This is a genomic window from Microbacterium hanjuni (genome assembly GCF_043556395.1).
Lineage (GTDB): Bacteria > Actinomycetota > Actinomycetes > Actinomycetales > Microbacteriaceae > Microbacterium.
In genome coordinates, this window is the sequence record NZ_JBIGIK010000003.1 from 181,875 (window position 1) to 203,156 (window position 21,282).

14 protein-coding genes are annotated in these 21,282 nt (G+C 70.5%); 6 read left to right on the forward strand and 8 right to left on the reverse strand.

What is annotated here, in order from left to right; all coding sequences use genetic code 11:
• Positions 1 to 42 precede the first annotated feature (42 nt).
• Complete coding sequence (locus ACFXP5_RS13105; RefSeq protein ID WP_394544937.1) at positions 43 to 879, reverse strand: DUF3097 domain-containing protein; 837 nt, start codon at positions 877 to 879, stop codon at positions 43 to 45.
• Positions 880 to 990: 111 nt separating this feature from the next.
• On the opposite strand from ACFXP5_RS13105, the gene ACFXP5_RS13110 reads away from it, so the two are divergent.
• Positions 991 to 3,096, forward strand: a complete 2,106-nt coding sequence (locus ACFXP5_RS13110; RefSeq protein ID WP_394544938.1) for a TPM domain-containing protein — start codon at positions 991 to 993, stop codon at positions 3,094 to 3,096.
• 79 nt (positions 3,097 to 3,175) lie between these two features.
• On the forward strand, positions 3,176 to 3,928 hold the full coding sequence (locus ACFXP5_RS13115) for a PspA/IM30 family protein (RefSeq protein ID WP_394528859.1): 753 nt from the start codon (positions 3,176 to 3,178) through the stop codon (positions 3,926 to 3,928).
• A gap of 58 nt (positions 3,929 to 3,986) precedes the next feature.
• Here ACFXP5_RS13115 and ACFXP5_RS13120 read toward each other — a convergent pair whose 3' ends face one another.
• The 3 genes from ACFXP5_RS13120 to rsmI all read right to left on the reverse strand — a co-directional run bounded on the left by ACFXP5_RS13120 (position 3,987) and on the right by rsmI (position 7,668).
• A complete protein-coding gene (locus ACFXP5_RS13120; protein WP_394544939.1) occupies positions 3,987 to 4,868 on the reverse strand; it encodes a TatD family hydrolase in 882 nt (293 codons plus the stop codon).
• Positions 4,869 to 4,890: 22 nt separating this feature from the next.
• Positions 4,891 to 6,462, reverse strand: a complete 1,572-nt coding sequence (gene metG, locus ACFXP5_RS13125) for a methionine--tRNA ligase (protein ID WP_394544940.1) — start codon at positions 6,460 to 6,462, stop codon at positions 4,891 to 4,893.
• Positions 6,463 to 6,849: 387 nt separating this feature from the next.
• Positions 6,850 to 7,668 (reverse strand): 16S rRNA (cytidine(1402)-2'-O)-methyltransferase, encoded by an 819-nt coding sequence (gene rsmI / locus ACFXP5_RS13130; RefSeq protein ID WP_394544941.1) that lies wholly within the window; start codon positions 7,666 to 7,668, stop codon positions 6,850 to 6,852.
• A gap of 80 nt (positions 7,669 to 7,748) precedes the next feature.
• Between rsmI and ACFXP5_RS13135 the strand changes: the two genes are divergently transcribed.
• Positions 7,749 to 9,302, forward strand: coding sequence for a dolichyl-phosphate-mannose--protein mannosyltransferase (locus ACFXP5_RS13135; protein WP_394544942.1), 1,554 nt, complete (start codon positions 7,749 to 7,751; stop codon positions 9,300 to 9,302).
• Positions 9,303 to 9,305: 3 nt separating this feature from the next.
• Positions 9,306 to 10,067, forward strand: coding sequence for an AAA family ATPase (locus ACFXP5_RS13140; RefSeq protein ID WP_394544943.1), 762 nt, complete (start codon positions 9,306 to 9,308; stop codon positions 10,065 to 10,067).
• A 302-nt stretch (positions 10,068 to 10,369) separates the two neighbouring features.
• On the opposite strand, the gene ACFXP5_RS13145 is transcribed toward ACFXP5_RS13140, so the two are convergent.
• Both ACFXP5_RS13145 and ACFXP5_RS13150 read right to left on the reverse strand, forming a co-directional pair.
• Entirely contained in the window at positions 10,370 to 12,208 is a 1,839-nt protein-coding gene (locus tag ACFXP5_RS13145) for a thioredoxin domain-containing protein (protein ID WP_394545419.1), read from the reverse strand.
• A 1-nt stretch (position 12,209) separates the two neighbouring features.
• Positions 12,210 to 13,046: an aldo/keto reductase gene (locus tag ACFXP5_RS13150; RefSeq protein ID WP_394544944.1), complete on the reverse strand. Its 837-nt coding sequence runs from the start codon at positions 13,044 to 13,046 to the stop codon at positions 12,210 to 12,212.
• 80 nt (positions 13,047 to 13,126) lie between these two features.
• Here ACFXP5_RS13150 and ACFXP5_RS13155 point away from each other — a divergent pair, with 80 nt between their 5' ends.
• On the forward strand, positions 13,127 to 17,149 hold the full coding sequence (locus ACFXP5_RS13155) for a DUF3418 domain-containing protein (protein WP_394544945.1): 4,023 nt from the start codon (positions 13,127 to 13,129) through the stop codon (positions 17,147 to 17,149).
• 11 nt (positions 17,150 to 17,160) lie between these two features.
• Positions 17,161 to 18,453: a glycoside hydrolase family 76 protein gene (locus ACFXP5_RS13160; protein ID WP_394544946.1), complete on the forward strand. Its 1,293-nt coding sequence runs from the start codon at positions 17,161 to 17,163 to the stop codon at positions 18,451 to 18,453.
• A 57-nt stretch (positions 18,454 to 18,510) separates the two neighbouring features.
• On the opposite strand, the gene mmsB is transcribed toward ACFXP5_RS13160, so the two are convergent.
• Complete coding sequence (mmsB, locus tag ACFXP5_RS13165; protein ID WP_394528868.1) at positions 18,511 to 19,731, reverse strand: multiple monosaccharide ABC transporter permease; 1,221 nt, start codon at positions 19,729 to 19,731, stop codon at positions 18,511 to 18,513.
• A gap of 20 nt (positions 19,732 to 19,751) precedes the next feature.
• Positions 19,752 to 21,278, reverse strand: coding sequence for a multiple monosaccharide ABC transporter ATP-binding protein (gene mmsA / locus ACFXP5_RS13170; protein WP_394528869.1), 1,527 nt, complete (start codon positions 21,276 to 21,278; stop codon positions 19,752 to 19,754).
• Positions 21,279 to 21,282 lie beyond the last annotated feature (4 nt).

A 21,282-nucleotide genomic window follows, 5' to 3' on the forward strand; every position in this document is an offset into this window, starting at 1 on the left:
CAGGCTACGCGAGGCCCGCCCCGCCGCCCGGTCGGCGGCGCGCTACGGGCCGACGGTGACGAAGTCGATGAGCTCTTCCACACGGCCGAGGAGCGCGGGCTCGAGGTTGCGGAACGTCGTCACGCGTCCGAGGATGCGCTGCCAGGCCCGGGCGATGTCGGCCTGGTCTTCGGCCGGCCAGCCGAACGCGCGGCAGATGCCGACCTTCCATTCGATGCTGCGCGGCACCTCCGGCCAGCGGGCGATGCCCATCGTCTCGGGGGTCACGCACTGCCACACGTCCACGAAGGGGTGACCCACGATGCGCACGTGAGCGCCGTGTCGACCGCGGGCGACCGCCTCGGCGATCCGGGATTCCTTCGAGCCCGGCACGAGGTGATCCACGAGCACGCCGTAGCGGCGTTCGCTGGTCGGCGGCTCGGCATCGAGGAGGTCCGCGAGCAGGTCCACGCCCTGGAGGTACTCCACGACGACGCCCTCCGCGCGGAGATCTGCGCCCCACACCTTCTCGACGAGCTCGGCATCGTGGCGTCCTTCGACGAGGATGCGGCTCGCGCGAGCGACCCGCGCCCGCGACGACTCAGCGGCGAACGACCCCGAGGCCGTGCGGCGCTTTCCGCTCGGCTGGGCCTCGGGTACGACCAGCACCACCGGCTGGCCGTCGACGAGGAACCCGGGGCCGAGGGGGAACAGGCGCCGCTTGCCCCGACGGTCCTCCAGCTCGACCGCGCCGGACGAGAGACCGACCACCGCACCGACGTAGCCGTCGGCGGCGACCTCGACGACGAGGTCGCGGGATGCTGGGACCCGCGCGACCTTCTTCGCTGCGGCATCGCGCCACCCGGGCGCGAGCACATCCGCGCCGTACCGATCGTCCATCGATCTCCCCTCGACCGGCCGAGCATAGACCGCCCACCGCGCGGGCCTCCTCCCCCACGCCGGGGGGTATCCCGCCTATCTCGCATGCGCCGCGGTGCATAGACTCGAGGCGTGGCTGTCCGCGCTCTACGCAGAGGGGGTCGGCTGCGCGCGCGCACGGCCGTCGCCCTGACTGCCGCCCTCGCCCTCGTCTTCGCCGGCCCCGCGCTGAGCGCGACGGCGACCGAACCCGTCGATCTCGGAACGGGCCGGATCCTCGACGAGATCGACGCGCTCTCGCCGACGGAGGAGAACGCCGCCGCATCGCGCATCGAGCAGCTGCGCACCGCGACCGGGCTCGATCTCTGGGTCGTCTTCGTCGATACCTTCACCGATCCCTCCGACGCGGAGGAGTGGGCCAACCAGACGGCGGAGCAGAACGGGCTCGGTCCGACCCAGTACCTGCTGGCCGTCGCCGTGACCTCCCGCCAGTTCTATCTCTCGGCCGATTCCGACGGCCCCCTCACCACATCCGAGGTGAGCGCGATCGAACAGGATCGCCTCATCCCCGCGCTTTCCGACAGCGACTGGGCGGGGGCGGTGGATGCTGCCGCCGAGGGCCTCGAGGAGGCGGACGGCGCAGGGGCCGCTGACGATCCGAACACCGGGGGCCAAACCTCCGGCAGCGGCTTGACCCTGTTCCTCGCCGTGCTGGCCGCGCTCGCCGTGATCGCCGTCATCGTGGTGGTCGTGGTGCGTCGCCGGAAAAGGCCGTCCGCGGCCGGCGCACCCGAGGCGCCACAGGTGTCCACCGCAGACCTGCAGCAGCAGGCGGCATCCGCTCTCATCGCCACCGACGACGCCGTGCGCAGCAGCGAGCAGGAACTGGGCTTCGCGACCGCGCAGTTCGGCGAAGCGGCAACCGTCGAATTCGCGGCGGCGCTGCAGAGTGCACGCGAGAAGCTCGCGCAGGCCTTCTCTCTGCAGCAGCAGCTCGATGACGACGTGGCCGACACCGAAGAACAGGTGCGCGCGTGGAACGAGCAGATCATCCGCCTCTGCGACGAGGCCGACGCGGGACTCGACGACAAGATCGCCGACTTCGACGAACTGCGCAAGCTCGAGCAGGACGCACCGGCCGCCCTCGCCCGAGTGCGCGAGAGCCGGGTGGCTGCAGCATCCGCGATCGACGCCTCCGGCGAGAAGCTCGCCGCCCTGCGCCTCTCGTACGCCCCGGAGGCGCTCGAGACCGTCGACGACAACATCGATCAGGCGCGGGCGCGCATCGCGTTCGCCGATGAGCAGCTGACCGCAGCGCAGACCGCCCTTGCCGGCGGCGACACGGGGGCCGCCGCGGTGCACATCCGCGGCGCGGAGGAGGCCGTCGGTCAAGCCGTGCTGCTCGAGGACGCGATCGACACCCTGGCTCGCGATCTGGCCGATGCCGAACGCAACGCCGCCGCCGTGCTGGAGGGCGTCGAGCGCGACGTCCGCACCGCGATGACCCTCCCCGACCCCGACGGCCGCGTGGCCGCGGCGATCGAGGTGACACGCGGCGATCTCGACGCTGCGCGCGCCGACCTCGCGAGCGCCGCGCGTCGGCCTCTGCACTCCCTGCAGTCCCTGCAGGCGACCGACCAGCGCATCGACGAGGTCGTGCAGTCGGTGAGGGACGAACAGGATCGCTCGGTGCGCCTCACCCAGCAGTTGCAGTCCGCGATCTCCCAGGCGGGCGCCCAGGTGTCGGCCGCGGAGAGCTACGTCGTCTCGCGCCGCGGCGCGGTCGGGGCCGAGGCGCGCACGCGCCTCGCCGAGGCCGGCGCCGCCCTCACGCGTGCGCAGCAGCTGCAGACGGCCGCCCCCGAGGAGGCACTCACCGAGGCCCAGCGCGCCTCGGATCTCGCCGGACGGGCAACCTCCGCGGCTCGCTCGGACGTCGAGGGGTTCGGCTCCGGCTACGGATCGGGCGGCATGATGTCGGGCGGTGGCGGAGGAGGAGACGGCTTCCTCGGTGCGCTGCTGGGTGGCATCGTAGGAAGCGCCATGACCGGCGGTTCATCACGGAGCCGCGGTGGCGGGTTCGGCGGCGGGTTCGGCGGCGGCGGATTCGGCGGAGGATTCGGCGGAGGCTCGCGCGGACGCAGCGGTGGCTTCGGCGGTGGCGGCTCGCGTGGACGCAGTGGCGGCGGAAGCTTCGGCGGCGGTTCCCGCGGACGCAGCGGCGGAGGACGCTTCTGAACGGCTGCCCACCGATCACAGACAACTCGTAGCATCCATCTACAGACTCGACACAGACTTTCAACAGGAAGGAACCCCGATGGCCAAGCAGTCCATCTTCGGTCGCATCTCCACTCTCATCCGAGCGAACGTCAACTCGCTGATCGATCAGGCGGAAGACCCGCAGAAGATGCTCGACCAGCTCGTTCGCGACTACACGAACTCCATCCACGACGCGGAGTCGGCGATCGCCGAGACCATCGGCAACCTGCGCCTCCTCGAGCGCGACCACCAGGAGGACGTGCAGGCCGCAGCGGAGTGGGGCAACAAGGCCCTCGCCGCGAGCAAGCGCGCCGACTCGATCCGCGCCACGAACGCCGTCGAGGCCGACAAGTTCGACAACCTGGCCAAGATCGCCCTGCAGCGTCAGATCTCGGCCGAGAACGAAGCCAAGTCGGCCGCGCCGACGATCGCCTCGCAGACCGAGGTCGTCGACAAGCTCAAGGACGGCCTCAACGGCATGAAGGGCAAGCTCGAGCAGCTGCGCTCCAAGCGCAGCGAGCTGGTCGCCCGCTCGAAGGTCGCCGAGGCGCAGAACCGCGTGCACGACGCCGTGAAGTCGGTCGACATCCTCGACCCCACCAGCGAGCTGGGCCGGTTCGAAGACAAGATCCGCCGCGAGGAAGCCCTCGCCGCGGGCAAGCAGGAGCTGGCGGCGTCGAGCATCGACGCCCAGTTCAACCAGCTCGAGGACGTCGGCGAGCTCACCGAGGTCGAAGCACGCCTCGCGATGCTCAAGTCGGGGGGCCCGCAGCGCGCGGCGCTCGACGCGCCGAGCCCCGACGCGGTCTGACCTCGCACGAGAGAGGGGGCGTCGCTTCGGCGGCGCCCCCTCCGTCATGTCGTACCCGTCAGTCGAACGAGCCGTAGACCTCGAGGGTGTTCGCCGCCACCTGGGCGCAGAGTTCGTCGAGTTCGGCTCCGAGCTCGTCCGCCAGGAAGCGCATCGTGGTGGGCACGAGGTAGGGCGCGTTGGGGCGGCCACGGTACGGCACCGGGGTGAGGAACGGGGCGTCGGTCTCGACGAGGATGCGCTCACGCGGCGTCACCGCGAGCGCATCGCGCAGGTTCTGCGCGTTCTTGAAGGTCACGTTCCCCGCGAAGGAGAGGTAGTAGCCACGGTCGGCCGCGATCCGCGCCATCTCGGCGTCGCCCGAGAAGCAGTGGAACACCGTCCGCTCGGGCGCACCGACCCGCAGCAGCGTCTCCAGCACCGCGTCGTGCGCGTCGCGGTCGTGGATCTGCATCGCCAGGTCGTGCTTCTTCGCCACCGCGATGTGCGCCTCGAAAGAGCGGAACTGCGCGGCGAATCCGTCTTCCTCGGTGCGGAAGAAGTCCAGCCCCGTCTCCCCGATGGCCCGCACGCGCGGTTGCGCGGCCAGTTCATCGATGACGGCGATCGCAGCATCCAACTCTCCCGACGCCTCGTAGGCGGGGGCCTCGTTCGGATGGATGGCGACGGCTGCCAGGACGCGGGGGTGGGATGCTGCCGCCCAGGCCGACCAGCGAGAGGAATCCACGTCTCCCCCGGCCTGCACGACGCCCAGCACGCCGACCTCGAGCGCGCGCTGCAGCTGCTCGGTCAGCGAGAGGCCGACGTCGCCGTCCGCGATCTCGAGGTGCGTGTGGTTGTCGTACACGCCGACGGGGAGCGGCTCGGGCGCCGGGGGGTAGCTGACGTCACGCCGGCCGTCGACCGAGCGCTCGCGCACGTAGGCGCTCGGGTCGCTCATGCCGGCGCCTGGGACGCGCGGATCACTTCTCGACCCGGGGGAACAGCGGAGCGAGGCCGTTGACCGACGATCCGGGACGCAGGACCCCCCAGCCGCCGGCTTCGCGCAGCGGCTGCTCCTGCAGGCGGCCGATCGTCTCGGCCGCGCCGAGTGCCACCCAGAGCTTCTCCGTCGCGAGCGGCATGACGGGCGACAGCAGCACCGCGAGGGCGCGGAGCCCCTCCGCCGCGGTGTACAGCACGGTGCCCAAGCGCTCCCGCTGGGCGTCGTCCTTGGCGAGGGCCCACGGCTCGTTCGCCGTGATGTAGCCGTTCAGCTCGTCCACGATCGTCCAGATGGCGTGGATGGCCTCGTCGATACGGAAGCGTTCCATCGCAGCGTCGGCCGCGTTCGCAGCATCCGCTACCGTCTGCTGGATCGCACGATCGGCGTCGGTGTACGCGCCGGCGACCGGCACGATGCCTTCGTAATACCGCTCGATCATCGCGATCGTGCGCGAGGCGAGGTTTCCGAAGCCGTTGGCGAGCTCGGCCTGGTATCGCGCCGAGAGGTCTTCCCATGAGAACGACCCGTCCTGACCGAACGCGATCGCGGAGAGGAAGTAGTAGCGGTACGCGTCGGAGCCGAAGACGTCGGTGATCTCGGTCGGCGCGATGCCGGTGAGCTTCGACTTGGACATCTTCTCGCCGCCGACGAGCAGCCAGCCGTGCGCGAAGACGCCGCGGGGCACCTCGACGCCCGCGGCCATCAGCATGGCCGGCCAGATCACGGCGTGGAAGCGCAGGATGTCCTTGCCCACCACGTGGTACGCCGGCCAGCGGCGCTCGAACTGCTCGGGGTCACTGCCGTAGCCGACGGCCGTGGCGTAGTTCAGCAGCGCGTCCACCCAGACGTAGATGACGTGGGAGGGGTCCCACGGCACGCCGATTCCCCAGTCGAAGGTCGAGCGGGAGATCGAGAGGTCCTTGAGCCCGTTCTTCACGAACGAGACGACCTCGTTGCGCGCAGACTCGGGACGCACGAAGTCGGGAACGTCGCGGTACAGCTCGAGCAGGCGGTCCTGGAACTCGCTGAGCTTGAAGAAGTAGTTCTTCTCCTGCAACAACTCGAGCGGCTTGGAATGGATCGCGCAGACCTTCAGCCCCTCGAAGGCGCCGGTGCCGTCGACGATCTCGGCTTCGGTCTTGAACTCCTCGCAGCCCACGCAGTACAGCGCCTCGAACTCGCCGGCATAGATGTACCCGCGGTCGTAGATGGCCTGCACGAACTGGCGCACGCGGTCTTCGTGGCGGGGCTGCGTCGTGCGGATGAAGTCGTCGTTCGCGACGTCGAGGGTCTCGAGCAGCGGGTACCACGACTCGCTCACGAGCTTGTCGACCCACTCCTGCGGGGTGGCGTTGTTCGCCGCGGCGGCACGCAGCATCTTCTGTCCGTGCTCGTCGGTGCCCGTCAGCATCCACGTGTCGTCCCCGGCCTGCCGGTGCCAACGCGCGAGCGTGTCGACGGCGACCGTCGTGTACCCGTGGCCGATGTGGGGAACATCGCTGGGGTAGTAGATCGGCGTCGTGACGTAGAAGGAACGGCCGTTGCTCACCCCGAGATTCTACGGGGGTGGGATGCTGCCGGATTCAGCGTCCGCCCCCGGTGCCCGCGCGCGGCTCCGCGCTGGCGCCCCGCCCGCACGAAAGTCGGGGAATCGCGCGAATGTCGGAGCATTCGGCCGGAATCCTCCGACGTCGGTGCGAATCTCCGACGTTGGTGAGGCGCGCGGCTCGACGGTGGCGCGAATCTCCGACGCTGGTGAGGCGCGCGGAGGACGGATGTTGCGCCCCGCCCGCACGTCGCGCGGAGAACGGATGTTGCGCCCCGCCCGCACGGAAGTCGGAGAATCGCGCGAATGTCGGAGCATCCGGCCGGAATCCTCCGACGTCGGTGCGAATCTCCGACGTTGGTCAGGCGCGCGGCGCCGACGTCGGCGGCGTCAGCGCTTGGCCGCGAGCGCCTCGCGGTAGAGCTCGCGCGAAGGGTGGCCGGTGTGCGCGGCGACCTCGGTGGACGCATCCTTCAGCCTCACGCCGTCGCCGACCAGTGCGAGCACCTGCGCGACCGCGTCGGGGAAGGCGACCTCGCGCCGCGGGGCGCCTTCGACCACGACGACGATCTCACCGCGGGCGCCGGTCTCGGCCCATTCGGCGAGCTCGGGGAGGGGGCCGCGGATCACCTCTTCGTGCAGCTTCGTCAGCTCGCGGCAGACCGCTGCGCGACGCTCCGGCCCGAAGGCCGCAGCCATGTCGCGGAGGGTAGCGGCCAGGCGCGACGGACCCTCGAAGAACACCAGCGTGCGGGGCTCCGCGGCGAGCGCGGTGAACGCCGCGCGACGCTCGCCGGGCTTGCGAGGCGGGAAGCCCTCGAACGCGAACCGGTCGGTGGGGAGCCCCGACACGGCGAGCGCGGTGAGGACGGCGCTCGGTCCGGGCAGCACGGTAACGGCGACACCCGCCGCGGCGGCGGTCGAGACCAGGCCGTACCCCGGATCGCTCACCGTGGGCATGCCGGCGTCGCTCAGCACGAGCACGTCTTCGGTGCGCGCGCGTTCGACGATCTCGCCGGCGCGCTCCTTCTCGTTGTGGTCGTGCAGCGCGATCAGTTTCGGACGGTTCACGATCCCCAGCGCACTGAGCAGGCGCACCGTGGTGCGGGTGTCTTCCGCGGCGATGACCGTCGCTGCCTCCAGCGCTTCGACGAGCCGGCGGGAGGCGTCGCCCAGATTGCCGATCGGCGTCGCCGCGAGGATGATCACCGTCCCACCTTAGGCTTCGCCCGGGGCGCGGTCGGTGGGACGCTCTCACCCCCGGGCGGCGGGAAAGTAGGCTGGTGCCCGTGACGACCGTCGAGCCGCTGCTCCCCGCGTCGCGCCTCGCGCCCTTCGATCGCCGGCGACAGCGCATCGCCTCGGATCCCCGGCGCGCGCGCCTCTACGCCTGGCTCGCACCCACCCTCGTGACCCTGCTGGCCGCGGTACTGCGGTTCTGGAACCTCGGTCACCCGCGCGCGATCGTGTTCGACGAGACCTACTACGTCAAGGACTCCTGGAGCCAGTGGGCACTCGGCTTCCCCGCCAAGTGGCCCGACGACGCCGACGCCCTCTTCCTCAACGGCGGCACCGACGCTTTCCTCGACCAGGGCAGCTTCGTCGTGCATCCCCCGCTCGGCCGCTTCTTCATCGGCGCGGGCATGGCGTTGTTCGGGGCGGATTCCTCGGCCGGGTGGCGTTTCGCCGTCGCCGCCTTCGGCACCGCCACCGTGCTGCTGCTGTACCTCGTCGCGCGCACCCTCACCGGCTCGGTCGTGTTCGCGACGGTGGCCTCCGGACTGCTCGCGATCGACGGCCTTGCGATCGTGATGAGCCGCATCGCGCTGCTCGACGGCATCCTCACCTTCTTCCTCCTGCTGGCGTTCTGGTTTCTGCTCCTCGACCGCCGTCGCCACCTCGAGCGGCTGACAGCAGCCCTGGAGCGGCCGGACGGCGAGCCGCCGGCGTGGGGTCCGGTGCTGTGGAACCGACCCTGGCTGGTGGCGGCGGGCGCGGCGTTCGGCGCAGCCTCGGCCGTCAAATGGTCGGGGCTGTACGCCCTGGCCGCCTTCGGCATCTGGGTGGTGGTCACGGATGCCCTCGCGCGCCGGCGCGCCGGGGTGCGCCTGTGGCCGGCCGCTGCCGCGTTCCGGCAGGGGATCGCCTCGTTCCTGCTCCTCGTCCCGGCCGCGCTCCTGGTGTATCTGGCGTCGTGGATCGGCTGGCTCGTCACCGACGACGGGTGGGACCGCCACTCCGTCGACGCATCGCCCGCGCAGGGCTTCTGGAGCTGGGTGCCGCTGCCGCTGCAGAACCTCTGGCGCTACCACCAGGACATCTACGGCTTCCACGTCGGACTCACCACTCCGCACGGTTACCAGAGCCCAGCGTGGCAGTGGCCGCTCCTGATCCGCCCCACCTCGATGTACTGGAACCAGACCGACGCGGGTGTCGAGGCCGTCTCCAGCATCCCCAACCCGCTCATCTGGTGGGCGGGCGTGGCAGCGGCCCTCTTCCTGATCGTGCGCTTCGCCCTCACGACCCGGTGGCAGTACGCCGCGGTGCTCACCGGTCTGGTCGCGACCTACGTACCGTGGCTGCTCTACCCCGAGCGCACGATCTTCCAGTTCTACACGGTCGCGATGCTGCCCTTCCTCGTGCTGGCTCTCACGTTCGCGCTGCGGGAGATCGTCGGAGGAGCGGATGCCGGCGCCCACCGTCGCGCGACGGGGCAGAACGTGGTGATCGTCTTCCTCGTGGTCGTCGTCGCGATCTCGGCGTTCTGGTACCCGGTGTGGACCGGGATCACCGTGCCCTACGAGTTCTGGCGGCTGCACAACTGGCTCACCACCTGGGTGTGAAGCGTGGCTGCCGACACCGAGGCCTGGCTCGACGACACCCGTCCGATCCAACGCGTCAGGGTGTACCAGGACGCGGCGATCGATGACAGCGCCTGGCCCGCCAGCATCCCCGCCATCGCGCAGTTCCTGTCGGTCGCCGGGGCGGACGGGTGGGAATTCGGGCCCGGCGTCACGTTCCTCGTCGGCGAGAACGGCTCGGGCAAGTCCACCCTGCTGGAAGGCATCGCCGAGGCCGCTGGGCTGCCCGCCGAAGGGGGAACGAACAACGGAGGCCCCTCGACGCGGGCGACCGAGTCGCCGCTCGGTCAGTGGCTGCGGATCGATCGAAGTCCCCGCGCGCCGCGTTGGGGGTTCTTCCTCCGCGCCGAGACGATGCACGGCTACTACTCGTACCTCGACGACCTGGGCGGCGGTGGCGGTCTGCACACGATGAGCCACGGCGAGTCGTTCAACGCGCTGCTCGACGACAAACTCGACCACCCCCGCTCCGTCACCGGACTCGCGTGCCTCGACGAGCCCGAAGCGGCCCTCTCGTTCTCCTCGACCTTGCGGTGGCTCGCGTCCCTCGAGCGCATGCGGTCCCGGGGAACGCAGGTGATCTGCGCGACCCACTCCCCCGTACTGGCGGCACTGCCGGGCGCGACGATCCTCGAACTCGGCGAGTGGGGCATCCGCCCTTCCGCGTGGGAGGACCTCGACCTGGTGCGACTGCACCGCGGCTTCCTCGAGGCACCCGGGCGGTTCCTGCGCCACCTGCTCGACTGACCGGCCCGCACTGACCACCCGCCGGGCTCCGGGTCTCGGGCTCGGGCTCCGGGTCTCGGGCTCCGGGTCTCGGGCTCCGGGTCTCGGGCTCCGGGTCTCGGGCTCCGGGTCTCGGCGTGGGAGAGGAGGATCGGGCGAGTGGAGGAGATTCGGGCCGCGAAAGTCCTCGCGCCGACGGATTCTCCTCGCGCGAGTTCGGAGAATCGGGACAACTCGGTGCGGTTCGACCCTGTTTCGCACCGAGTTCGGCCGATTCTCCGGGTTCGGTGGGGTGGATGCCGGCGCCCGGGCGGAAGCGCGGGTCAGGCGTGGAGCGCGGCGGGGTCGGTCACGGGCAGCCGGCAGACGAAGGCCTCGCAGTCGTAGGCCGTGTCGACCCCGCCGGGCGCGGTCTTGCCTTCGAACAGCGTGAACCCGGCGTCGGCGAAAGCGGCGGCCTGACCGGCGCTGACGACCACGGCGACGTCGGCGGGGAGGCGCAGGGCTGCCGCGGCGAGGGCGCCCTCGCGATCTCCGACGACCACCACCTGCCGCGGCGGCTCGGCGAGCTGGGCGGCGACGTCGAGGAGGGCCCCGTGCGCGATCGGCTGCTCGAGGGCAGCTTCGGCGCCCGAGCGCACGACGGCTGCCGCAGCATCCCGGTACCGCTCTCCCGCACCCAGCTGCCACAATGCGACGCACGCCCCGGCGAAGGCGGCGGTGGGCGACGGTGACGCGCCGTCGGACTGCGCGCCCTGCACCGCCATGCCCTGCGCGGTGAGCACGGGGTCACCGCCCCCGGGGACCCCGATTCCCTCGGGGCGCAGGCAGGCGTCGACGAGGCCGCGTGCGGTGCGCGCGTACGCCGGCTCACCGGTGGCGGCGGCGAGCCGCGCGAGACCCTGCGCGAGCCCGCCGTAATCCTCGAGGGTGGCCGGAGCCCGCGACACCACCTCATCGAGCGATGCCCGCCGGAGCGTCGCATCCTCGGTCAGGTTCGTCTCGAGCACGGCGTCGGCCGCCCATCGCGCGGCCTCGATGAAGCGCGGTTCGCCGAGGGCGGTTCCGGCCCACGCGAGCGCCCCGATCGCGTAGCCGTTCCAGCCGGTGACGACCTTCCCGTCGAGAGCCGGGGGCTGCAGGGTCGCCCGACCCTCGGCGTCGCGGTCGTAGTAACCGCCTTCGCTGCGCTCGCCGTCGATCACCGATTCCGAATCCTGCGCGGCAGCGAAGCCGCCCGACGGCTGCTGCAGGACATCGACGAGGAAGCGCGCCGCATCCATCGCCGCCTGATCGTCGCCGGCAGCGAGCGCGACGTCGATGAGACCGGCGTTGTCGGTCAGCATCCGCTCGTAGTGGGGCACGTTCCAATCCCGCCGCGTCGCGTAACGGAAGAAGCCCCCCTCGACGGGGTCGTGGAGGTCGGAGCCCACCATGGCCGACAGCGCGCGCCGGGCGACGGCCGCCGCCTCCGGAACGATCGGACGTACGGCCCGCGCCTGGAGGAAACGCAGCGCCGGAACGCTGGGGAACTTCGGCGTCGCGAGGGCAGCACCGGCCGCGAAGCCGCCGAACTCCCGGTCCTCACGCGCCACCAGACTCCGCGCGGCCTCGGCGATGCGGTCGAGATCGGGAAGATCGGATGCTGCCGCGGAAGCCGCACCCGCGGCGGCCAGCGCGTCGCGCAAAGCCGCGCCGGTGCGCTCGACCTCGTCGCGACGGTCGGTCCACGCTTCGCTCACCGCGCCGAGCACCTCGCGGAACGCGGGGAGCGGCGGCCGGGGCTCGTTCGGCCAATAGGTGCCGGCGTAGAAGACCCGACCCTCGGGCGTCGTGAACACCGTCAACGGCCAGCCCAGGTGCGGGGTGAAGGCGGACGCCGCCTCGAGGTAGGCGGCATCCACGTCGGGGTGTTCTTCCCGGTCGACCTTGACCGCGACATAGCCGTCGTTGATCACCGCGGCGGTCGCAGCATCCGAGAACGATTCCCGCGCCATGACGTGGCACCAGTGGCAGGTCGCATAGCCGATCGACACCATCACCGGCACGTTCCGGCGCGCGGCCTCGGCGAAGGCCTCGGGCCCCCACGGGTACCACGCGACGGGGTTGTCGGCGTGGGCCCGGAGGTAGGGGCTCGAGGACTCCGCGAGGCGTTGGTTCAGGTCAGTTCACCTCGTCGGGGTGCGACCCGACGCGGCCGCTGCCGTCGCGGGGGTCGAGCGCATCGATGGCGACCATCTCGGGGCCGCTCAGGTCGAAGTCGAACACGTCGAAGTTCTCCTCGAGGCGCGAGCGCCGCACCGACTTGGGGAAGACGATGAAGCCCTTCTGCAGGTGCCAGCGCAGCACGACCTGCGCGGGGCTCTTGTCGTGAGCGGCCGCGGCATCGGCGACCGCCGGGGTGCCGAACAGGTCGTACTTGCCCTGTCCGAGCGGGCCCCACGCCTCGATGCGCACATCGTGGTCATCGGCCCACGCGGTGATGTCGCGCTGCTGGTAGGCGGGGTGCAGTTCGATCTGGTTAACCGCCGGGGTCACTCCCGTGGCCTCGACGATGCGCTCGAGCTGGGGAACGAGGAAGTTCGACACACCGATCGAGCGCGCCTGGCCGTTGTCGCGGATCTCGATGAGGTGCTGCCACGCGTTCAGGAAGGTGTCGTTCTGGGGCGCGGGCCAGTGGATCAGGTAGAGGTCCACGGCTTCGAGACCGAGCTTGTCGAGGCTCTCGGTGATCGCCTCGAAGGGCTGGTCGCCCGACTGACGGTTGTTCCAGAGCTTGGTGGTGACGAAGAGCTCGTCGCGCCCGAGGCCGCTGTGGGCGATCGCGCGTCCCACTCCTTCTTCGTTGCCGTAGATCGCCGCGGTGTCGATGTGGCGGTAGCCGACCTCGAGGGCTTCGGTGACGGCGCGCTCGGTCTCATCGGCGGGCACCTTGAAGACGCCGTAGCCGAGCTGGGGGATGGTGTGGCCGTCGTTCAACGCGACGTTGGGAACTGTCATACCCCTCAGCCTAGGAGCGGTCATCGGCCGTGTCGCGGGCACTGCCGGCCCTGCTCGAACCCGCGATATCATCGAAGGCTGTGTCTGCGCCAGAACCCGTGATCGCTTTCCCGCCGGAGTTGCCCGTCAGCGCCGCGCGGGACGAGATCGCGCGTGCCATCGAAGCGTCGCAGGTGGTCATCGTGGCCGGGGCGACCGGTTCGGGCAAGACGACGCAGCTGCCGAAGATCCTGCTCGAGCTCGGTCGCACGAGCATCGCCCACACCCAGCCCCGCCGCCTCGCCGCGCGCACGATCGCCGAGCGCATCGCCGAGGAGCTGCAGGTACCGCTGGGCACCACGGTGGGCTACAAGGTGCGCTTCACCGACAAGGTCACCGCCGACACCCGGGTGGCCCTGCTCACCGACGGCATCCTGCTCAACGAGATCCACCGCGACCGGCTGTTGCGCCGCTACGACGCGATCATCATCGACGAGGCGCACGAGCGCTCCCTCAACATCGACTTCCTCCTGGGCTACCTCCGGCGCATCCTGCCCGAGCGCCCCGATCTGAAAGTCGTCGTGACCTCGGCGACGATCGACCCGGAGAGCTTCGCGAAGCACTTCGCCGATGCCGCCGGCGTGCCCGCACCGATCGTGGAGGTGTCGGGGCGCACCTACCCGGTGGACATCCGGTACCGTCCGCTCGTGCCGGACGCGGAGACGGAGGCCGACGAGGACGACGCAGCGCCCGCTCCCGCGCCGCGCAAGCCCGGCACGTCCCGCAACGGCGCGCAGCCCCGCCCCTCCCGCAAGACCGAAGAAGAACCCGACGACGTCGGCGCGATCGTCGCGGCCCTCCGCGAACTCGAACGCGAAGCACCGGGCGACGTGTTGGTGTTCCTGCCCGGTGAGGCCGAGATCCGCGACGCCGCCGACGCCGTGCGCGGCGCCTCTGCGCGGGAATCCTCCCCCACCGAGGTGCTGCCGCTCTACGGCCGTCTCAGCTCCGCCGAACAGCACCGCGTCTTCGAACCCTCCCGGGTCGCCGGGGTGCGTCGGCGCGTCATCCTCGCCACGAACGTCGCCGAGACGAGCCTCACCGTCCCCGGCATCCGCTACGTCATCGACACCGGCACCGCCCGCATCTCCCGTTACAACGCCCGCTCGAAGATCCAGCGGCTTCCGATCGAGGCCGTCTCCCAAGCATCCGCCCAACAGCGCGCGGGACGCGCGGGGCGCACCTCGGCCGGCATCGCCATCCGGCTGTACTCGGAGGAGGACTTCACCCGGCGCCCGGAGTTCACCGAGCCGGAGATCCTGCGGACATCGTTGGCCTCGGTCATCCTGCAGATGCTGTCGCTCGGCTTCGGCGACATCTCCTCGTTCCCCTTCCTCACCCCGCCCGATTCGCGCGGGGTCAAAGCGGCGCTCGACCTGCTGCTCGAACTCGGTGCGATCCGGCCGGCCTCGAGCGCCCGCGGCTCGCAGGCGCGCAACGATCCGCCCCGCCTCACCGACATCGGCCGCGAGATCGCGCGCCTGCCGATCGACCCGCGGTTCGCGCGGATGCTGGTGCACGCCCGTCGCTCGGGAGTCGAGCGGGATGTGCTCGCCATCGTGGCGGGCCTGTCGATCCAGGACGTCCGCGAACGGCCGGAGGAACGACGCGAGGAGGCCGACCGCCTGCACGCGCGCTTCGTCGATCCGACCAGCGACTTCCTCACCCTGCTCAACCTCTGGAACTACCTGCTCGAGCAGCAGGCGGAGCTCGGCTCGAGCGCCTTCCGGCGCCTCTGCCGCTCGGAGCACCTCAACTACGTGCGGGTGCGCGAGTGGGTCGACGTTCACCGCCAGCTGCGGTCACTCCTCGGCCCAGGGGCAAGCTCCGGGACCGCCGGCGAGGGGGGCGCGGAGAACGCCGATGAGGTGCACCGCGCGATCCTCTCGGGTCTGTTGTCGCAGATCGGGCTGCTCGACGCGCGCACGGCGCAACCGCCGCAGGATCGCAAGTCGCCGCGGGACAGCGGTGCGCGCGGCGGCGCCGCGGCGCGCGGGGAGTACCTCGGTGCGCGCGGCGCCCGCTTCGCGATCTTCCCCGGGTCGGGGTTGCGCAAGAAGCGCCCCGCTGCGGTGATGGCCGCCGAGCTGGTCGAGACGTCCCGCCTGTTCGCCCGCACCGTCGCCGCGATCGATCCGGAGTGGGCGGAGCCGCTGGCCGGCGACCTCGCGAAGCGGTCGCTAAGCGAGCCGCACTGGTCGAAGGCGGCGGGGGCCGCCTCCGCCTACGAGAAGGTCACGCTCTTCGGGGTGGAGATCGTGCCGAAGCGACGGGTGCAACTCGCGCGGTTCGACCGACCCCTCGCGCGCGAGATGTTCGTGCGCCATGCCCTGGTCGAAGGCGAGTGGGATCCGTCCGCGCTCGACAAGCGCCTCACCGCGTTCCTCCGGCGCAACGTCGAGCAGCGCCGACTGCTGGAGAAGATCGAAGAGCGTGAGCGGCGCCGCGACATCCTCGTCGGCGATGAAGCCGTCTTCGCGTTCTACGACGCACGCCTCCCGCCCGACGTGTTCGATGCGCGATCCTTCGAGACCTGGTGGCGCGAAGCATCCCCCCGCACTCCCCATCTGCTCGATCTCACCGAGTCCGACCTGACCGAGGGCGCCGGCCGCGGCGACGACCGCGGTTTCCCGCCACGCTGGCGTCAAGGCGATCAGGTGCTGACGCTCGCGTACCGGTTCGAGCCGGGCGCCGAGGACGACGGGGTCACCGTCGTCGTCCCCCTCGCCCTGCTGGCCGCTCTCCGCCCCGACGGCTTCGACTGGCAGGTGCCGGGGCTGCGCGACGAGCTCGTCACCGCGCTGCTGCGGGCTCTCCCCAAGGCGATCCGTCGCAATGTCGTGCCCGCCGCCGACTGGGCGGAGCGCTTCGCCGGCGACCTCGCCGAACGAGGACCCGAGAGCACGGACGGGCTTCCGTCCGCCTCGCTCGTCGAGGTGCTCGCGGGGCTCGTGCAACGCGTCGCGAACCAGAAGGTGAGCGCCGCCGACTTCGAGATGGAGCGGGTGCCCGCCCACCTGCTCATGTCGTTCCGGGCGGTCGATGCGCGCGGCCGGGCGGTCGGGTCGGGGCGCGACCTCCCGGAGCTGCAGGAACGCTTGGCGAACAAGGCGCGCACGAGCGTCGCCGCCACGATCGACCGGAGTGCGAGCCGGGTCGCGGCGAGCGGCGGCGAGCCCACCACGGGCGGAGGATTCCCCGAGCGCACCGGCCTCACGACATGGGGCTTCGGCGACCTGCCCGAGGTGGTCGACACCCGCGTCGCAGGCGGGGTCGTGCGCGGATACCCCGCCATCGTCGACGCGTGCGCCTCGGTCACCGTGCGGCTGGAGACCAGCCCCGAGCAGGCCGCGGCCCTCACCCGCGCGGGGGTGCGCCGGCTGCTACTGCTCGCCGTCGCCTCCCCCGCCTCCTATGTGCTCGAGCACCTCACCGCCACCGAGAAGCTCGCGCTCGCGGCATCGCCGTACCAGAACGCGAAGGCGCTGATCGAAGACGCTCGCGTCGCCGTGGCCGACGCCGTGCTGCAGCGCGTGGCCCCCGACGGGGTGGTGCGCACGCACGCTGCCTTCGAAAAGGTGCGCGATGCGTTCTCGGCGGCCGTCGTGGAAGAGACGTTCGCCACGGTCTCCCTCGCCGCTCGGGTGCTGATCGCTGCCCGCAACGTCGAGCGGGCGTTGAAGGCGCAGAACGCCTTGACCCTGCTGTCGGCGCTCAACGACGTGCGCGGCCAGCTCGCCGGGCTGGTCTTCCCCGGGTTCCTGTCGCGTCTCGGCACCACCCGCCTCGCCCAGGTGCCGCGCTACCTCGCCGGCGCCCTCGAGCGCGTCCAGGGCCTGGCCGACAACCCCGGCCGCGACCGGCAGCGCATGACCGAGTTCGAGCGTGCTGCGATCCTCTACAGCGAGGCCGGCGGCAGCATCCCCCTTCCGGCCGATGCTCCCCCGACGCTGGCACAGGCTCGATGGCTGCTCGAGGAGCTGCGCGTGAGCCTGTTCGCGCAGCGGTTGGGAACGCCCGTTCCGGTGTCGCTCCAGCGGATCGCGAAGGCTCTGCGCGGCTGAACGCAACCCCGGTGGATCATGCGATCGTGCCCGCGATGATGAGCGGCATGGCGATCAGCGCAGACCTTCCCGCCGGCGTTTCGGACGACGATGTGGCACAGGCGGAGTGGAACCACCGTGCGCGCGCCGCGGAGGAAGCGGTCCTCGCCCGCTTCGGCGGTGGGATTCCCGGTCTGACGTGGGCGCGGGCGGTCTGGCCGCGTCTGCCGCTCGTCGGCGACGGCGCGAGCGGCCCCCGGTGGCATTACTGGTGGAGCGCACAGCTCATCGACGCGGCGATCGACGCCGCCCGCCACCGTCCCTCCGCCGTTGCTCGCCGACGGGCCCGTTCCCTCGCCCGGGGCGTGTGGCTGCGCAACGGCGCGAGCTGGTCGCGCCCGTTCTACGACGACATCGCGTGGCTCGCGCTCGCCTTCCAGCGCGGCGCGGACGTGGTCGGGCAACGCCGGGCGGCTCGGCAACTCGAGGCCCGCCTGGCCGGAGCGATCGACCCTGCCGTCGGCGCCCTCCCCTGGCGGGTGGACAGCCGGCTCTTCAACGCCCCGGCGAACGGTCCGGCCGCGATCCTCTTCGCCCGTACCGGACGGCTGGGGGCAGCGCACGCTCTCGCCGACTGGATCGACGACACCCTGCGCGATCCCGCCAGCGGGCTCGTCATCGACGGGATCGAGGTCGAGGACGGGGCGGTGCGCCGGGTCACCGAGCTGTACACCTACTGCCAGGGCGTCGCGCTCGGAGCCGAGATCGCGCTCGCCCGCGCCGAGCCCGGAACGCGACCGCTCCATCGCGCGATCGCCCTGATCGACGCGATCGCCACGTGGACCGCACCGTCGGGGGTGCTGCCCGGCTCGGGCGGCGGCGACGGTGGCCTCTTCGCCGCGATCACGTGCCGCTACCTGGCGGATGCTGCGCACTATCTCGACGGGGCGGATGCTGCGGCCCAGCCCGAGGGCTCGACCGACGCGCCCGGCGACACGGCCGGTGACCTTCCGCCGCGGCTTCGGGCAGCAGCATCCGCTCGGCGTCTTGTACTCGCCAACGCCGCCGCCGTGTGGAGCGGACGCGCCCAGGTCGATGGCCGCCCCCTGTTCGCCGCGGACTGGGGCCGCGACGCCGACGCCGACGCCGCCTCGCCCGAGCACGACCTCTCGGTGCAGCTCGGCGGGTGGCTGGCCCTGGAAGCCGCCGTCGACGCGACCACTCGCCGAGTCGACACGTCGCCGCCGAGACGACACCTGAGCGCCGCCGCGGGCATGTCGTCTTGGCGCGATGATGTCGACTCGGCGGCGGCACCACACAGCTGAGCCGGGGGATGACGAAAGCCCCGCCCGAGGGATCGGGCGGGGCTTTCGCTCAGCTGCTCAGTTGCCCGAGCGGCGCTTGTTGTAGACGTCGAAGGCGACGGCGAGAAGGAGCACGAGGCCCTTCACGGCCTGCTGCCACTCGATACCGATGCCCAGGATCGACATGCCGTTGTTCAGCACACCGATAATCAGACCACCGATGATGGCGCCACCGATCGTGCCGACACCACCCTGCACCGCAGCTCCTCCGATGAAGGCGGCGGAGATGGCCTCGAGCTCGAAGCCGTCACCGGCGCGGGGGCCGGCGAGGTTCAGTCGAGCGGTGAAGATGAGGCCGGCGAGGGCGGCGAGCACGCCCATGTTGACGAACAGCCAGAAGTCCACCCGGCGGGTCTTTATACCCGACAGCTCGGCCGCGTGGCGGTTGCCGCCGATCGCGTAGATGTGACGGCCGAACACGCTGCGGTTCATCACGATGCCGTAGACCAGCACCAGCACGGCCAGCACGATCAGCGTGACCGGGATGCCGCGGTAGCTCGCGAGCGAGTAGACGAAGAATCCGATGGCCGCGGCGATCAGCACGAGCTTCACGACGAACCACACCAGCGGCTCGACGTCCTGGCCGTACTTGCGGCGACCCGAGCGGGTGCGCAGCTGCTGCACGACGAGGGCGACGATCGCGATCGCGCCGACGGCGAGGGTGAACAGGTCGGGCTCGGATTCCCCGAACAACCCGCCGAGGAAGCCGTTACCGAGGGCGCGGTACTCGTCGGGGAACGATCCGATGTTCGCGTTGCCGAGCACGACGAGCGCGAGCCCTCGGAAGATCAGCATGCCCGCCAAGGTCACGATGAACGCGGGAATCCCCACGAACGCGACCCAGAATCCCTGCCACGCACCCACCAGGGCGCCGATGAGCAGCGAGAGCAGGATGGCGAGCCACCAGGGCATCCCCATCCGCACCGAGAACACGCCCGAGAGAGCGGCGATGAAGGCGGCGACCGAACCCACCGACAGGTCGATGTGACCGGCGATGATGATCATCACCATGCCGATGGCCAGAACGAGGATGTATCCGTTCTGCACCACCAGGTTGGAGATGTTCTGCGGTCGCAGCAGGATGCCGTTGGTCAGAATCGTGAACAGCACCACCACCGCGATCAGCGCGAGGAAAATACCGTTCTTGCCGAGATCGGCCAGCACATGGCTGAGCCAGCGAGTGGCCTTGTTGTCCGGCGGCTGGATGATCGCGCCGACGGCCTCGTTGGAATTGGTCATGTCGTACTCCTGTACCCGCCTCAGCGGGGCTTCTCCATGGTCATGAGCTTCAGAACGGATTCGGGTGTCGCGTCGGCGATCGGGAGTTCGCCGGTGATCCGACCCTCCGACAGCGCGTACACGCGGTCGGAGATGCCGAGCAGCTCGGGCAGCTCGGAGGAGATCACGATGATCCCCTTACCGGATGCTGCGAGCCGGTTGATGATCGTGTAGATCTCGTACTTCGCCCCGACGTCGATGCCGCGGGTGGGCTCGTCGAGGATCAGCACGTCGGGATCGGAGTAGATCCACTTCGACAGCACGACCTTCTGCTGGTTGCCGCCCGAGAGCTTGCCCGTCTTGACGAGCACGTTCGGCGCCTTGATGTTCATGTCGCGGCGGTACTCGTTCGCGACCTGGTACTCCTTGTTGTCGTCGACGAGTCCGCGCGACTCCAACTTCTTCAGCGACGCCATCGAGATGTTGCGCTTGATGTCGTCGATGAGGTTCAGCCCGTAGGTCTTGCGATCCTCGGTGGCGTAGGCGAGACCGTTGTCGATGGCTTCGGCGACGGTGCGGGTCTTGATCTGCTTGCCGCGCATGAACACCTTGCCGGTGATGCGCGTGCCGTAGCTCTGACCGAACAGGCTCATCGCGAATTCGGTGCGGCCGGCGCCCATGAGCCCCGCGATACCGACGATCTCGCCCGCACGGACGGTGATCGAGACGTCATCGACCATCACGCGGGAGGGGTCCTGCGGGTTGTGCGCGGTCCAGTTCTCGACGCGCAGCAGCTCTTCGCCGATCTGCGGTTCGTGATCGGGGTAGCGGTGCTCGAGGTCGCGGCCCACCATGTCCTTGATGATGCGGTCCTCGGTGACGTCGTCTTTCGCGATCGTCTCGATGGTCTTGCCGTCGCGGATCACGGTGACCGTGTCGGCGACGCGCTTGATCTCGTTGAGCTTGTGACTGATGATGATCGACGTCACGCCCTCCTGCTTGAGCTGGAGGATGAGGTCGAGCAGGTGCGCGGAGTCCTCGTCGTTCAGCGCCGCGGTGGGCTCGTCGAGGATGAGGATCTTCACCTCTTTCGACAGTGCCTTGGCGATCTCGACCAGCTGCTGCTTGCCGACGCCGATCTGGTTGATCTTCGTGGTCGGGTTGTCGCGCAGACCGACGCGCTTGAGCAGGGCCGCGGCTTCCTGGTTGGTCTTGTTCCAGTCGATGAGTCCGCCGCGCGAACGCTCGTTGTTGAGGAAGATGTTCTCCGCGATCGACAGGTGCGGGCTGAGCGCCAGCTCCTGGTGGATGATGACGATGCCCTTCGCCTCGCTGTCGCGGAGGTTCTTGAACGCCATCTCCTCGCCTTCGAAGACGATCGCGCCTTCGTAGGTACCGGCGGGGTAGACCCCGGACAGCACCTTCATCAGCGTGGACTTGCCCGCGCCGTTCTCGCCGCAGATGGCGTGCACCTCACCGCGCGCGACGGCCAGCGTCACGTCGGACAGTGCCTTCACGCCCGGGAACGTCTTGGTGATCCCGCGCATCTCCAGAATGTTGTCGGTCATCCCG

Excerpts from the sequence above, each read along its gene's own strand:
- ACFXP5_RS13105 (WP_394544937.1), bottom strand. The coding sequence starts at position 879 with ATGGACGATCGGTACGGCGCGGATGTGCTCGCGCCCGGGTGGCGCGAT.
- ACFXP5_RS13115 (WP_394528859.1), top strand. The coding sequence starts at position 3,176 with ATGGCCAAGCAGTCCATCTTCGGTCGCATCTCCACTCTCATCCGAGCG.
- ACFXP5_RS13120 (WP_394544939.1), bottom strand. The coding sequence starts at position 4,868 with ATGAGCGACCCGAGCGCCTACGTGCGCGAGCGCTCGGTCGACGGCCGG.
- ACFXP5_RS13150 (WP_394544944.1), bottom strand. The coding sequence starts at position 13,046 with ATGACAGTTCCCAACGTCGCGTTGAACGACGGCCACACCATCCCCCAG.
- mmsB (WP_394528868.1), bottom strand. The coding sequence starts at position 19,731 with ATGACCAATTCCAACGAGGCCGTCGGCGCGATCATCCAGCCGCCGGAC.
- mmsA (WP_394528869.1), bottom strand. The coding sequence starts at position 21,278 with ATGACCGACAACATTCTGGAGATGCGCGGGATCACCAAGACGTTCCCG.